Below are 14,136 nucleotides of genomic sequence, written 5' to 3'. Positions count from 1 at the left end.
TTTTGCCCCTTTGGTAAATCTTGTTGGGGAGTGCCTTCCCCAAACCCTGCTCATGCGCCCTGTCGGGCGAGAAAGGAGGTCAACGCTTGAAGAAAAAATACAACACACCCCACCGCTGCCATGTGGTCAAAACCCGCATGACCGAGGAAGAATACGCCGACTTTACCGAGCGGCTGAAACACTATGACATGAGCCAAGCCGAATTTATCCGGCAAGCCATTACACGGGCGACCATTCGCCCCATCGTTACCGTTTCCCCGGTCAATGATGAACTGTTGTCCGCCGTTGGCAGGCTGACCGCCGAATACGGAAAAATCGGTGGCAACCTCAATCAGATTGCCCGCGCCCTCAACGAGTACGGCACACCATACAACGCCCTGTCCGTTGAAGTCCGCGCCGCCATTTCTGACCTTGCTGCCTTGAAGTTTGAAGTCCTGCGAAAGGTAGGTGACGCTGTTGGCAACATTCAAACATATCAGCTCTAAAAATGCGGATTATGGCGCAGCCGAGCAGTACCTCACCTTTGAACATGACGAGTTTACCATGAAGCCCACCCTTGATGAAAACGGGCGGCTCATGCTCAGGGAGGACTATCGAATAGCCACGCTGAACTGCGGCGACGAGGATTTTGCCGTTGCCTGTATGCGCTCCAATCTCCGCTATGGGAAGAACCAGAAGCGGGAAGATGTAAAAAGCCACCACTACATTATCAGCTTTGACCCACGGGACGCGGTGGACAACGGTTTGACCGTAGACCGGGCGCAGGCGTTGGGCGAGGAATTTTGCCGGAAGCAGTTTCCCGGACACCAAGCCATTGTCTGCACCCACCCGGACGGACACAACCACAGCGGCAATATCCATGTGCATATCGTTATCAATTCTCTGCGGATAGAGGAAGTTCCGTTCCTGCCTTACATGGACAGACCGGCAGACACCCGCACCGGGTGCAAACACCGCTGCACAGACGCGGCGATGGAATACTTCAAAGCCGAAGTCATGGAGCTGTGCCACCGGGAAAATCTCTATCAAATCGACCTTTTGCATGGCAGCAAAAACCGCATTACCGAGCGTGAGTATTGGGCGCAGCGGAAAGGGCAGGCAAAGCTGGACAAGGAAGCTGCTGCCTTGCCAGCCGAGGAGCAGCCAGCCAAGCCCACGAAGTTTGAAACAGACAAGGAAAAATTGCGGCAGACCATACGCACCGCGCTGTCCTCTGCCGCAAGCTATGGCGAGTTCGCCGCCGTTCTCTTGCAACAGGGCGTGACTGTCAAGGAGAGCCGAGGGCGGCTATCCTACCTCACGCCGGACAGGACAAAGCCCATTACCGCCCGCAAGCTGGGAGATGATTTTGACCGCGCTGCCGTTCTTGCCCTTTTGGAACAGAACGCCCACAGAGCCGCCGAGCAGACCGCAACCGTACCCGAATACCCCCGCAACATAAGGGAGCGTTTGCAGGGCAAAAAAGCTGTCCAAACCACCCCGGAAAAGGACGGTATTCAGCGCATGGTTGACCGGGCAGCGAAGCGAGCGGAGGGAAAGGGCGCGGGCTATGATTGCTGGGCGGCAGTCCACAATCTGAAACAAATGGCGGCTACCGTTGCCGCCTACGGGCAGTACGGCTATTCGCCGGAGGAGCTGGACGCAGCCCTTGTATCCGCCAATGCGGATTTACAGGACAGCACCGCCAAGCTGAAAGCCCTGGACGCTGCTATCCGGGAGAAAAAGGAGCTTCAGACACAGGTGCTTGCCTATGCCAAGACCAAGCCTGCCCGTGACGGTCTGAAAGCGCAGAAAACGGAAAAAGCCCGCAGCGCCTACCGGGAACGGCACGAAAGCGATTTTATCATAGCGGACGCAGCCACCCGTTATTTTCGGGCGCATGGCGTTTCCAAGCTGCCAAGCCATAAAGCCCTGCAAGCGGAAATCGAGCGGCTTACCGCCGAAAAGAACGCCCATTACAACGAATACCGGGAGAAAAGAGCCCGTGTCAAGGAGCTGCATACCGTGAAAAGCAATCTTTCTCAAATCCTGCAAGGCGAGAAAGACAGAGAGAAAAAGCACGAACATGAGCGTTAAAAACCGCCCCGAAACGATACCAAAACGGGGATATGCCCTGCACCCTATCCGCAATACTGCCCACCTTTGAAACGGGGTGCACAGCGCAGGAAATCCCCGAAAATGACACCGAGAAACTACATTTTTACCGACCTATCCGCTTATACCAGCGGAAACGGCAGAAAGGAGCGAGAAATGCCACGCATGAGCAAAAAGCGGCGGTTGGAATGGAGCTTTTTCCTCAACCACCGAAACCGTATTACCTACAATGACCTTTGCCGGGGCTGCACACACGGCTGCAAGCAGAGCTTCCGGGCGATTATCGTCCTCTGCCCCCGGTATTTCTCTAAGAGATGGAAACACAGGGAGGACACCGCCAATGGCAGATAACCGCAAATATTACTACCTCAAACTGAAAGAAAACTTCTTCGACAGCGATTCCATTGTGCTGTTGGAGGACATGAAAGACGGGATTTTGTATTCCAATATCCTCTTGAAGCTGTACTTAAAATCGCTGAAAAATGGCGGCAGATTGCAGCTTGACGAGCATATCCCCTATACCGCCCAGATGATAGCCACGCTGACCCGTCACCAAATCGGGACGGTGGAACGGGCATTAGCCATCTTCCAGCAGTTAGGGCTTGTGGAGCAGCTTGACTGCGGGCTGCTTTATATGACCGACATCGAGCTGATGATCGGTCAATCCTCTACCGAAGCGGAACGGAAACGCGCCGCAAGGCTTGAAAATAAGGCACTTTTGCCGCCGCGGACAAATGGCGGACATTTGTCCGACATTCGTCCACCAGAGATAGAGATAAAGAAAGAGATAGATATAGAGTTAGAAAAAGAGGGAGAGTTAAAGGGACAAGCCATCGCCCGCAGCTATGGCAGATATGAGAATGTATTTCTGACTGATACGGAGCTTTCCGAACTGCAAGCGGAGCTGCCCGAAAAATGGGCGTACTACATTGAGCGGCTTTCCGGCTATATCGCGTCCACGGGCAAGAAATATAAAAACCACGCCGCCACTATCCGCAGATGGGCGGCAGACGATACCGCAAAGGCTGCCCCGAAACAGGGCATACCCGAATACGCCTGCAAGGAGGGCGAGAGCTTATGAGTAATCTGTTTACAGAACGAGTTTTGAATATGGCGGCTGTTACCCCACAGCCGGAGGACTACACGGGCGAGGACGGACTGCTTTACTGCGGCAAGTGTCACACTCCGAAAGAAGCCTACTTCCCGGAAAAGCAAGCCGCCCTGTTTGGGCGTGACCGCCACCCGGCAGAATGTGACTGCCAGAAAGCCCAGCGTTTGGAGCGTGAAGCCGCCGAACAGCGCAGAAAGCACCTTGACACCGTGGAGGACTTGAAACGCCGGGGATTTACCAATCCTACCATGCAGGAATGGACTTTCGCCAACGACAACGGGAAATGCCCGCAAATGGAGATTGCACACTTCTATGTGGAGCATTGGGAAATCATGCGCGAGGAAAATATCGGCTATCTGCTATGGGGCAAGGTCGGCACAGGAAAAAGCTATTTTGCCGGGTGTATCGCTAATGCCCTCATGGAGCAGGAAGTCGCTGTCCGCATGACGAACTTCTCTGCGATTTTGAATGACCTGACCGCCAGCTTTGAGGGGCGCAACGAGTATATCGAGCGTCTTTGCCGTTTTCCTCTGCTTATCATTGATGATTTTGGAATGGAGCGCGGCACAGAGTACGGTTTAGAACAGGTCTACAATGTGATTGACAGCCGCTACCGCAGCCGCAAGCCCTTAATCGTTACCACCAATCTGACATTGGACAGCCTGCAAAATCCGCTGGACACCGCCCATGCCCGGATTTATGACCGCCTTTTGGAAATGTGCGCCCCTATCCTCTTTACGGGAGAGAACTTCCGCCGTGAAACGGCGCAAGCCAAGCTGAACAGACTAAAAGAATTGATGAAATGAAAGGAGTTGCCTATGGCAGAGAACAAGCAGAACACCACCCCGGAACGCCGCCCGGACTGCGTGACAGAGATCCGCATGGGCAACACCGTCCTTGTCGTTTCCGGCTTTTTCAAAAAAGATACCACCGACACAGCAGCCGATAAGATGATGAAAGTGCTGGAGGCGGAAGCCGCCGCAGGACACAAAGCCCAGCTTTCGCCCTAACGCTACAAGCCGCACAGAAAAATCGTCATTTTACCGGGCGGTAAAGAAGCAGAAGCCGCTATACAGACAGCCGCCCCATGTGGTATAATCGAAATACGGAATAGTGGGGCTGGCTGTCGGAAACGGAGGATTTTATGTTAAGACAGACCACCCAGAAAATCACTGCCCTTTATCCAAGACTATCCCATGAGGACGAGCTGCAAGGCGAAAGTAATTCCATTTCCAACCAGAAGCGTATCCTTGAAACCTACGCAAAGCAGAACGGCTTTTCCAATCTGCGCTGGTACACGGACGATGGCTATTCTGGTGCGAACTTCCAAAGACCGGGCTTTCAATCCATGCTTGCGGACATTGAAGCCGGGAAAGTGGCTACCGTTATCGTAAAGGATATGTCACGGTTAGGGCGAAACTACCTGCAGGTGGGAATGTATACCGAGATGATTTTCCCACAAAAAGGAGTCCGCTTTATCGCCATCAACGATGGAGTAGACAGCGCACAGGGCGACAATGATTTTGCCCCTCTGCGGAACATTTTCAACGAATGGCTGGTGAGAGATACGAGTAAGAAAATCAAAGCTGTAAAACGGTCAAAAGGCATGAGCGGCAAGCCTGTTACGAGCAAACCCGTGTACGGCTACCTCATGGACGAGGACGAAAACTTCATCATTGACGAGGAAGCCGCACCCGTGGTCAAGCAGATATACCGTCTGTGCCTTGCCGGGAACGGTCCGACCAAGATAGCCCGTATGCTGACCGAGCAGGAAATCCCAACGCCGGGAACGCTGGAATACCGCAGGACGGGCAGCACACGCCGCTATCACCCCGGCTATGAGTGCAAATGGGCGACAAATACCGTGGTGCATATCCTTGAAAACCGGGAGTACATGGGCTGTTTGGTGAACTTCAAGACGGAGAAACCGTCCTACAAGACCAAGCACAGCATAGAAAATCCCATTGAGAAACAGGCAATTTTCGAGAACCACCATGAGCCTATCATCGACACCCAGACATGGGAGCGTGTGCAGGAATTACGCAAACAGCGCAAGCGTCCGAACCGCTATGATGAAGTGGGCTTGTTCTCTGGTATGCTCTTTTGCGCGGACTGCGGCAGCGTCATGTATCAGCAGCGTTACCAGACCGATAAGCGGAAACAGGACTGCTATATCTGCGGGAACTACAAAAAGCGCACCCATGACTGCACCGCACATTTTATCCGCACCGACCTTTTGACTGCGGGCGTTCTCTCCAATCTACGGAAAGTGACGAGCTATGCGGCAAAGTATGAAGCCCGGTTTATGAAGCTGCTGATCGAGCAGAACGAGGACGGCGGCAAACGCCGGAACGCCGCCAAGAAAAAGGAACTGGAAGCTGCCGAAAAGCGTATCGGTGAACTTTCCGCTATTTTCAAGCGGCTGTATGAGGACAGCGTAAGCGGTCGCATTTCTGACGAGCGTTTCACGGAGCTTTCGGCAGACTATGAAGCCGAACAGCAGGAATTGAAAGAGCGTGTTGCCAGAATACAGGCGGAGCTTTCCAAAGCACAGGAAGCTACCGTAAACGCAGAAAAGTTTATGAACATTGTCCGCAAGCACATGAACTTTGAAGAACTGACCCACACCCTCTTACGTGAGTTTGTAGAGAAAATCGTTGTGCATGAGTGCAGCTACGATGAAAATGGCACACGCAGACAGGATATTGAGATTTACTATTCTTTCGTCGGCAAGGTGGACTTGCCCGAATGACCGCCTGCCCTATCCGATACCAAAGACAAGTACCGGATAGGAAAGGCAAAATTTTTTACACTTCTATTACTTCTTTATCACACATAAGCAAAGGCACATGGATTGATTGCGGATACTTCGACTGTTCGGGATGTGACGAAAGTATATGCCCATAATAATGTGCTCTGGAATGCGGAGCCGGGCAATGCAATTGAATTAGGCTATGGGCTTCAGAGTGAGATCCATGATCTTGTATTTGAGGATTGTGATATCATTCACTGTCAGTACGAAGGAAATATGGGCGGCGCAGCAATCTCCATCCATCAGGCGGATGGCGGTCATGTGCATGACGTCCATTACAGAAATATCCGGGTAGAGCAGGCGGAACAGAAGCTGTTCGATATCAAGGTTCTGCTCTGCAAGTATACGCAGCAGGTTGCCAAAGGGGAGATCAATGATATTCATTTTGACAACATTCAGGTATTAAACGGCGATATTCCGGTTTCGCTGATCCGAGGATACCAGACGCCGACAGAAGAAGTACGTGTCCATGATATTACCTTTGACAATATTACCTTTATGGGGCAAAAATGTGAAACCTGGCAGGATCTTCGTTTGGTTACGGAGCTGGCAAACGATATTTATGTCAATGGTGTCAGAACATGTAAACAGATGAAATTCTGAGGATGGGGAGTAGTGTGAAAAATAAGCGTGATCGCTTATTTTTCACACTGCTATTTGTGCCGCAGGCGCCACAAAGTAGCTATGATCGCAGAGCAGAACTGGAAGTTCTGCTCGCGATTCCTTCGGCGCAAAGCGCCTGCGGAATGGAGATTACTATGACGGACAGGCATCCTTATTATGAATTTGAAAAAATACATATGAAATCGATGAATTTGACTGCTCGTCCATTTTTCTGTTTGTAGGAAAAGAGCGTGCGCTGCTTCTGGATACAGGCTGTGGAATCGGTGATCTGAAAGGCGTTATCAGAAAAATTACCGATAAACCGTACATTGTGATTGCTTCCCATGGACATATGGATCATATCGGCGGGGCAGGCGCATTTGACGAGCTGTATATCAATCCGGCGGACAATTATTTTCTGGATGTATCCTTTGAAAAAATGCTGGAAAACCGGAGAAATTATGCAGATTTTATCCGGACGCGGGAGGATAAATATTATCCTTACAGCACAGAGAAAGATATGCTTTGCTGGGAGAGAAAACCGAAGCTGCTTCCGCTATCCGACGGTCAGACATTCGATCTTGGAGGGCGTATCATTACGGCATATAGCTGTCCCGGACATACCCCCGGCGAAATGATTTTTATCGACTCGAAAACCAGGTATCTGTTCTGTGCCGATGCGTGTAACCGTAATCTTTTGCTGATGCAGTCGGGTGACCATACGGAGGGAAGATATGTCAGTGTGGAAAAAGCTGCAAAGGCGATGGAACGAATTGCGTCGATGAAAGACCAGTATGACCATGTGATCAATTCTCATCATGATTACCGGGGCTTTGGCGCACCGTTGGCGGATTATGTGGTCGATCAGGCGCTGGAATGCATGAAGAAAATTGTCGATGGGACTGCAGAAATCAGGGAGATTCCAGATCCATTGCAGCTGAATGCAACGAAAACGGTGGCTGTATACGGGGATGTTTTCATTACCTACAGCAAGGAGGGCGTTTATGAGACAAGATAAGACGCCTTTCGAAAAGGACGGAAAAATATTTTTACAGCTTGACTGCGAAAATGCGAAAGATTTATCCGGGAGGACATGACTGGAACGTGTGGCGGCCATGCTTTGCAGATTTTGCGCAGATGATTTTTAGGTAAATAAAAAAGAAGGGTAAAGCTCATGATCCCGGCGGCAGCCAGACAATCGTTTTGGCGCCGCTGGGATCGTTTTGTTCTTTCATAGGAATCATCACTTAGATGAATCCTGCATACAGGTGGCAATTTATGACGATCGCTTGGAAGTGACATCGCCCGGCGGTTTATACAATGGATTAACCTACGAGGAAGTAATGAAAGGTCATTCTAAGATTAGAAATAAGCTGATTGCTAATATTTTCGGTCAAATGGGACTGGTAGAAGCGTGGGGAAGCGGCATCAGAAGAATTATAAGTGCTGCCGGAGAATATGGACTGCCTGTTCCGACTGTGGAAGTATTCGATGATATGTTTCGAGTGAATTTATATAGAAATGTGCAGGATAACGTTAATGGTGGAGAAAAAGGTGGAATAAATGGTGGAGATAATTTCGGAGATAAAGCCCGTATCAGAGAAAAAGCACAGAAATTGACGGATATTCGAAAAGGTACACACGCTGTATTGTAATAGTGTATGTACCTTTGGTACAGAGCTCTCTGTGGTCAACGCACATCATTCTATGATCCCGATGGTATAGGTCTGTCTGCAATCTGTCATACCAGCTCACCACCAAAGGTCACTAATTTCCGGGCATATGCTGCATCTGTATGATGGATAAGCCACTGATATGCCGCTTCCAGATTCACTGGTCTGCTTACACAGTTATGTGCATCCGATGCAACTGCATCCACACCGTCTTTCTGTAACATATATTCCACGAATCTATGTATCCGGTAATTTCGGGGGTTCAGGATCGTATTTGCATTGACCTGCAGTAAAACGCCGGTTTCATGTCGAAACCGAAGCACTTTTTTCGGTGACTGCAAAAATATCAGGTACCTTTCCGGATGCGCCAGTATCGGGCGGTAGCCTGCGCGAGTCAATTGATTTACCGCATCCGTTGCTGCCTGCCAGGAAATATCTCTCCAAAACTCTAACAATACATAGTCTGTTCTGCCGATTGTAGGGATCTTTCCCTGTTGGAGTGCCATGGGTACCTGACAGGTCCATGCGATCTCTGCACCTGGAAGAAGCCGGATCTGCAAATCCTCCAGGTTGCAAAAAGCTTGTGCTTCAGCAAGCCGTTCTGTATAGAGTTCCATGTTAAAAGGATGAAATCCCGGTGCAGCGTGAGTTGTGGCCACAATTGTTTTTATACCCTGGAAGTGCGCCTCCCGGAGCATGGAGAACATGGTTTCCCGGGAATCTGCGCCGTCGTCCATCCCCCATATCGGGTGCTGATGAATATCTGTTAATTCTTGCTTCATTGTTTTTCTCTTCCTTTTGGTAGTAGCGCTTGTTATAGTGTCCGGCAGGGCGTCCGGAGCTGTAATAATGCCGGTTACTCATACTGCTGAACTTTACCGTTGGGAACTGCGTCAGGCGTTTTATATCCCGTCTGCCTGATCAGATTGCCCATAGTCTGGGCGTCCAAAAGCGAAAGCTCAGGTGTCTCCCCAATGGATTGATAATGCTTATCATATACAAAATATGTATGAAAGTCAACATAATATCGGTTTTAAGTAACTTAAAGACAATTTTGCGAGAAATTTATGAAAAAAGATAAATAAACGACGTTATATAATGAACTTTAGTAAATTCATTGCCTATACAAATCGGCTATGTTATACTAAACAGATCAAAAGAAAAGGAGCCGACGCTGTGACCAACCTGAACACATACTTTCAAAAGCATGGACTTTGTGCGGAAAATATCCTGTACATTTATCGTAGAGATCGTAAAACCGTTATCAAACGTATGGACGGTGAAGAATTTGCACTGTTCATTCCGATCAGCAGTATTCTGGCTGTTTTGCCGGAGTGTGAGTTCCTGAATATCAGCAAAGGGACAGTGGTATGCCGCAGCCACATTGTAAATATTAGCAGCGATGGTGTTTATACCATGTCGGATGGCTGCTCCTTTCAGGGGCGCAAGCGTGGCTTGAGCAGCCACCGTCGTCTGCGCACAGAAATGAGACTGGAGGACAAGCACACAAGTCCTCTGAATATGCTGGAAAAATGCAGCCTTCTGGATAATATGCCGCTGGCATTCTGTGTGATAGAGCTTGTCTTTAACGAGGACGGCCGCGGCGTGGATTTCATTTTTCGTTACTGCAATGCGGAAATGGAGAAAGTGGAGGGGGTTCCTGTGGAAGAAATGCTGAACCGCTCGTTCTACGAGGTCTTCCGCAATGGCGACAAAAAGTGGCTTGTGTCCTATGCGGACGTAGCTTTGAACGGCACGAAGCATACCATTCATGATTACAGTCCGGAGATAGACAAGAATCTTATCATCCATTGCTATCAGCCTGAGCCAGGTTATTGTGCCTGTGTACTGCAGGTGGTAGATAGCTGAATTGACGGTGAGACATTTCAAGTATAAAAACAGCCATAATCCTGATATTGATCAGTGCTATGGCTGTTTTTAGAGTATGGAAATCAGGAAGGAGCGCATAGATATGAACAGTAAGTCAAATACACAAGCTATGGAAACAGAAAAAATACCCCGTCTTCTGGCACGGCTGGCCATACCGGCTGTTGTGGCACAGATTATCAACCTTTTATATAATATTGTTGACCGTATTTATATTGGACACATTCCGGGCGTTGGTGCCGCAGCATTAACGGGTGTCGGGTTGTTTACACCGATCCTGATGCTGATCAATGCCTGTGCTATGCTTGCAGGGTCCGGAGGTGCTCCGCGCGCTGCAATTTCCATGGGAAAGAAAGACAATAAGACAGCGGAAAAGATTCTTGGAAACTGTTTTGTGATTCTTCTGCTTATGGCAGTTGCTTTGACTGTGCTATTTTTTGCGTTTGCACCACAGCTGCTGACGCTGTTTGGTGCAAGTGATCAGACACTTCCTTATGGGGTGGATTATGCAAGGATTTATATTCTTGGAAGTATTTTTGTTCTGATCGTGATGGGAATGAATCCCTTTATCACGACACAGGGATTTGCGAAGATCAGCATGATGACAACTGTGATTGGTGCTGTGATCAATATTATTCTGGATCCGATCTTTATCTTTGTATTTCATCTTGGAGTAAAGGGTGCTGCGCTTGCAACTGTTTTGAGTCAGGCTGTGGGGGCAATATGGATCCTTCGTTTCCTGTCAGGAAAGAAAACGATCCTGCATCTTAGAAAAGAAAACTTTAAATTGCAAAAGGAAATCCTCTTACCATGTCTTGCCCTTGGTATCTCTACCTTTGTCATGTTGTCCACAGAAAGCATTCTGTCTATCAGCTTTACCTCCAGCTTATCAAGATATGGCGGAGACCTTGCAGTAGGAGCGATGACAATTATTACAAGTGTCAGCCAGCTTGCAACATTACCGTTACAGGGAATTTGTCAGGGCGGACAGCCGATCATGAGTTATAACTTTGGTGCAGGAAACAGAGATCGGGTAAAAAAAGCATTTTTTACACAATTTACAGCTTGCACCGTTTTTACGGGATGTTTCTGGTTGATCATGCTTCTGTTCCCGAAGGGATTTGCAGGTATTTTTTCGAATAACACAGAATTGATCACATATACTGCATGGGCATTGAGAATTTATATGGCGGGCATATTCTCTCTTGGATTCCAGGTTGCCTGTCAGCAGAGCTTCATGGCATTGGGACAGGCAAAGGTCAGCTTATTGCTTGCCTGCTTAAGAAAACTGATCTTGTTGATTCCGTTGATCTTTATCCTGCCGCATTTTATCCAGAACAAAGTATTTGCTGTCTTTTTGGCTGAGCCGATCAGCGATATACTGGCGGCGGCAATCACAACCGCAACGTTCTTTCATCGGTTTCATAAAATTTTAAATAGAAAATAGTTACAGTTCAATCGTGTTTTTTTGAAAGTTTGGTCTGTCACACTGCGCTGGTACACGAACCGGAAACTCCTTGACAGGAACCTCTATTTCCTGCTATATTTGGTATATAGACCAGATGAAAAACAAAGATAGTCACATAGAATGAGGAAGGGGACAAATGGCAACAAGTTTAAGCGAACCAACAAAGAAACGCATCCTGCAGGTATGCGTAAAACTTTTTCTGGAGCAGGGGTACAAAAAGACAACTATGGCGGAAATCATCGCGAAGTCCAGCGTGTCCAGCAGCAGCTTTCAGAACATTTTCCGTGCAAAGGACGGCGTACTGACAGAGCTTGTGCAGTTCATGTTTGAGAATCAGTTTTCGATGGCAAGAAGTGCAGCGAGCACAAAGCTCCCTCCGGTCTATGTTTATGCAGTGGAAACAGCGATCCAGATGACACTTACAGAGCTGAATGAAAACCTGCGGGAAATCTATATTGAAGCCTATACCCAGAAGGAAGCCTGTGAGTATATTCAGCGCGAAACAGCCAAAGAGCTGTATCAGATTTTCGGATCCTATCAGCCGGAGCTGACAGAGCGTGACTTTTACGAGCTGGAGATCGGATCTGCAGGCATCATGCGAGGTTACATGGCGCATCCGTGTGATGCAGAGCTGACATTGGAGAAGAAGCTTCGCTTATTTTTCACGATGAGCCTTCGGGCCTATAACGTTCCAGAGGAAGAAATCGGGCGGGTGATTCGATTCGTGGAGGGACTCGATATCCGCGCGATCTCTGAACAGGTGATGCAGAAGCTGTTCAAAGCACTTGCCATGCACTATGAATTTTCATTGCAGGGGATAATGTAGAAAATGAAAAAGAAAAAGAGGGAGGAAACCCAATGAAGAGAAAAAAGCTGACAGCAAGCATGATCGCCCTGGTCATGAGCGTAAGCCTGCCCATGACAACCTATGCCGCCAACTGGTATCTGGAAGATGGCAGCGTTACGGTAAACGCAGACAATTCCGGGCAGACGGTAACGCAGGGCAGCACCTCAACACCGGATGAGGCTCCTGTGATTACGCAGCGGGAGAACTCTGTAGAGACAGGCAACACAATCACGATCAATGCGTCCGATAATGCAGCTGCAAATGTGACCATTAAGGATATCAATATTAAAAGCAGCAATGATGCGATTGATGTGAAGGGAAGTTCCAGTGCCAACATTACACTGGAGGGAGACAACAAGATCTTCTCTGAAACCGGCTCTGCACTGCATATTTCGGATGGCAATGTCACCATAAACGGAAGCGGTTCTCTGAAGGCCGAGATTCAGGATGATCCTGATTCTGGCTATAACCATAATGCCAAAATCGGCAGCCATGAGAATGAGGACATGTCCGGCAGCATCCATATTACAGGAGATGCAACCGTAAAAACAGATGACAATATAGCACCGAACTGCGGCGGAGACGGAGCAGGCATTGGCACCGGCGAAAATGGGGAAATGTCCGGAAACATTGTCATTGACGGAAATGCGCAGGTTGAAGTATCCAGTAATGACAGGGGTGCGGGCATTGGCACCGGCGATGATGGTAACCTAAGTGGTAACATTATGATTGGCGGGAATGCACAGGTTTCGGCAACCGGTGCTGAAGGCAGCGCGGGCATCGGCACCGGAGATGACGGCAATTTCACAGGCAGTATCACCATGGATGGAAACGCAAGGGTTACTGCCAAAGCAGGCGGAGATCACAATGGTTCTGACGGCTCCGGTATCGGTACTGGAGACGAGGGGAGATTTACCGGGACAGTTACCATAGGCGGAAATGCTGCTGTGGTTGCTGCAGGCTCGGATGAAGGCTGCGGAATTGGCTCCTCAGATTGGAAATCTATGAACGGTATCATTATCATTCGAGATCATGCAAAGGTCACTGCCTACGCCGGAAATTGCGGCGCAGCCATCGGTTCAGAGGATGAATGGGATATGACAGGAAAGATTATCATTGTCGGCAACGCCATTGTGAATACGGGCGTAGTAGACGATGCAGGAAATGTTCTTTCGAACCGTATCGGCTATATTGGTGGTGGAGAAAATTCCAACCATGACAGCAGTAAGGGACATTATATCCTTGGATCAGACGTAACAATCAACAGCCTGAACGGAAGTGACACAGAAGCACTGAAGCAGTACGTCAATATGCACCTGGACAGCGAAGGAAATCCGACAAACCTGACGGAACTGGATATCAGGATGGAAAATGGAGTTTTTAAGGCAGAAGCAACCGGTGCGGGCAGCGTAGAAAAGGTTCTCTACAATGGCAGCGAAACTGTACCTGTTGCTCCCGGAAGCTATCCGGTAACCTGCATAATCAAGATTGACGGAAGCGAAATGGAACTTCCGATCGGAACGCTGGTAGTACCGGAGCCGGCATCTCCCGGTGAAACTGCAGCACCTGTGGAATACAGAATGCAGACATCTGCATCAGAGCCGGTACAGGGAAATGGAAAAAGCACAGGATACAAGGCTC

Annotated in this window: 16 protein-coding genes; 15 read left to right on the top strand and 1 reads right to left on the bottom strand. The window is 49.0% G+C overall.

Features of this window, described 5'->3' with window-relative positions:
- Nucleotides 1-86 precede the first annotated feature (86 nt).
- The 11 genes from OCV62_RS16890 (at nt 87) to OCV62_RS16840 (ending at nt 8,275) form a co-directional block, all read left to right on the top strand.
- Nucleotides 87-485 (top strand): plasmid mobilization protein, encoded by a 399-nt coding sequence (locus OCV62_RS16890; protein WP_040647222.1) that lies wholly within the window; start codon nt 87-89, stop codon nt 483-485.
- Entirely contained in the window at nt 457-2,076 is a 1,620-nt protein-coding gene (locus OCV62_RS16885) for a relaxase/mobilization nuclease domain-containing protein (protein WP_044945864.1), read from the top strand. The genes OCV62_RS16890 and OCV62_RS16885 overlap by 29 nt, the downstream gene beginning before the upstream one ends.
- 174 nt (nt 2,077-2,250) lie before the next feature.
- On the top strand, nt 2,251-2,445 hold the full coding sequence (locus OCV62_RS16880; protein ID WP_006573562.1) for a hypothetical protein: 195 nt from the start codon (nt 2,251-2,253) through the stop codon (nt 2,443-2,445).
- A complete protein-coding gene (locus OCV62_RS16875; protein WP_044945867.1) occupies nt 2,435-3,175 on the top strand; it encodes a phage replisome organizer N-terminal domain-containing protein in 741 nt (246 codons plus the stop codon). Before OCV62_RS16880 ends, OCV62_RS16875 begins: the two co-directional genes overlap by 11 nt.
- A complete protein-coding gene (locus OCV62_RS16870) occupies nt 3,172-4,011 on the top strand; it encodes an ATP-binding protein (RefSeq protein ID WP_008402238.1) in 840 nt (279 codons plus the stop codon). Before OCV62_RS16875 ends, OCV62_RS16870 begins: the two co-directional genes overlap by 4 nt.
- Nucleotides 4,012-4,023: 12 nt before the next feature.
- Nucleotides 4,024-4,215, top strand: a complete 192-nt coding sequence (locus OCV62_RS16865; RefSeq protein WP_005946147.1) for a transposon-encoded TnpW family protein — start codon at nt 4,024-4,026, stop codon at nt 4,213-4,215.
- A gap of 134 nt (nt 4,216-4,349) precedes the next feature.
- Nucleotides 4,350-5,957: a recombinase family protein gene (locus OCV62_RS16860; RefSeq protein ID WP_097800099.1), complete on the top strand. Its 1,608-nt coding sequence runs from the start codon at nt 4,350-4,352 to the stop codon at nt 5,955-5,957.
- 102 nt (nt 5,958-6,059) lie between these two features.
- Nucleotides 6,060-6,620 (top strand): hypothetical protein, encoded by a 561-nt coding sequence (locus OCV62_RS16855; RefSeq protein WP_262588122.1) that lies wholly within the window; start codon nt 6,060-6,062, stop codon nt 6,618-6,620.
- Nucleotides 6,621-6,634: 14 nt separating this feature from the next.
- Nucleotides 6,635-6,862 carry a hypothetical protein gene (locus tag OCV62_RS16850; protein ID WP_262588121.1) on the top strand — a complete coding sequence of 76 codons (228 nt, stop codon included), beginning with the start codon at nt 6,635-6,637 and terminating at the stop codon, nt 6,860-6,862.
- Nucleotides 6,823-7,638, top strand: coding sequence for an MBL fold metallo-hydrolase (locus tag OCV62_RS16845; protein WP_262588151.1), 816 nt, complete (start codon nt 6,823-6,825; stop codon nt 7,636-7,638). Before OCV62_RS16850 ends, OCV62_RS16845 begins: the two co-directional genes overlap by 40 nt.
- A gap of 250 nt (nt 7,639-7,888) precedes the next feature.
- Nucleotides 7,889-8,275: an ATP-binding protein gene (locus tag OCV62_RS16840; protein ID WP_262588119.1), complete on the top strand. Its 387-nt coding sequence runs from the start codon at nt 7,889-7,891 to the stop codon at nt 8,273-8,275.
- 86 nt (nt 8,276-8,361) lie between these two features.
- On the opposite strand, the gene OCV62_RS16835 is transcribed toward OCV62_RS16840, so the two are convergent.
- Nucleotides 8,362-9,075, bottom strand: a complete 714-nt coding sequence (locus OCV62_RS16835; RefSeq protein ID WP_262588117.1) for a tyrosine-protein phosphatase — start codon at nt 9,073-9,075, stop codon at nt 8,362-8,364.
- A 316-nt stretch (nt 9,076-9,391) separates the two neighbouring features.
- On the opposite strand from OCV62_RS16835, the gene OCV62_RS16830 reads away from it, so the two are divergent.
- The 4 genes from OCV62_RS16830 to OCV62_RS16815 form a co-directional block, all read left to right on the top strand.
- Nucleotides 9,392-10,162, top strand: coding sequence for a LytTR family transcriptional regulator DNA-binding domain-containing protein (locus OCV62_RS16830; RefSeq protein ID WP_262588115.1), 771 nt, complete (start codon nt 9,392-9,394; stop codon nt 10,160-10,162).
- Between the two features lie 103 nt (nt 10,163-10,265).
- The gene (locus OCV62_RS16825; protein WP_262588113.1) at nt 10,266-11,627 is read left to right on the top strand and encodes an MATE family efflux transporter; all 1,362 of its coding nucleotides are present in this window, start codon (nt 10,266-10,268) and stop codon (nt 11,625-11,627) included.
- A gap of 157 nt (nt 11,628-11,784) precedes the next feature.
- A complete protein-coding gene (locus OCV62_RS16820) occupies nt 11,785-12,474 on the top strand; it encodes a TetR/AcrR family transcriptional regulator (RefSeq protein ID WP_262588111.1) in 690 nt (229 codons plus the stop codon).
- A gap of 32 nt (nt 12,475-12,506) precedes the next feature.
- Nucleotides 12,507-14,136: hypothetical protein (locus OCV62_RS16815; RefSeq protein ID WP_262588109.1), on the top strand; the 1,630-nt coding region annotated here is incomplete at its 3' end.

Source organism: Gallintestinimicrobium propionicum, assembly GCF_025567525.1.
GTDB classification, from domain to species: Bacteria; Bacillota; Clostridia; order Lachnospirales; family Lachnospiraceae; genus Gallintestinimicrobium; species Gallintestinimicrobium propionicum.
This window is presented reverse-complemented; position numbering and strand designations above follow the sequence as displayed.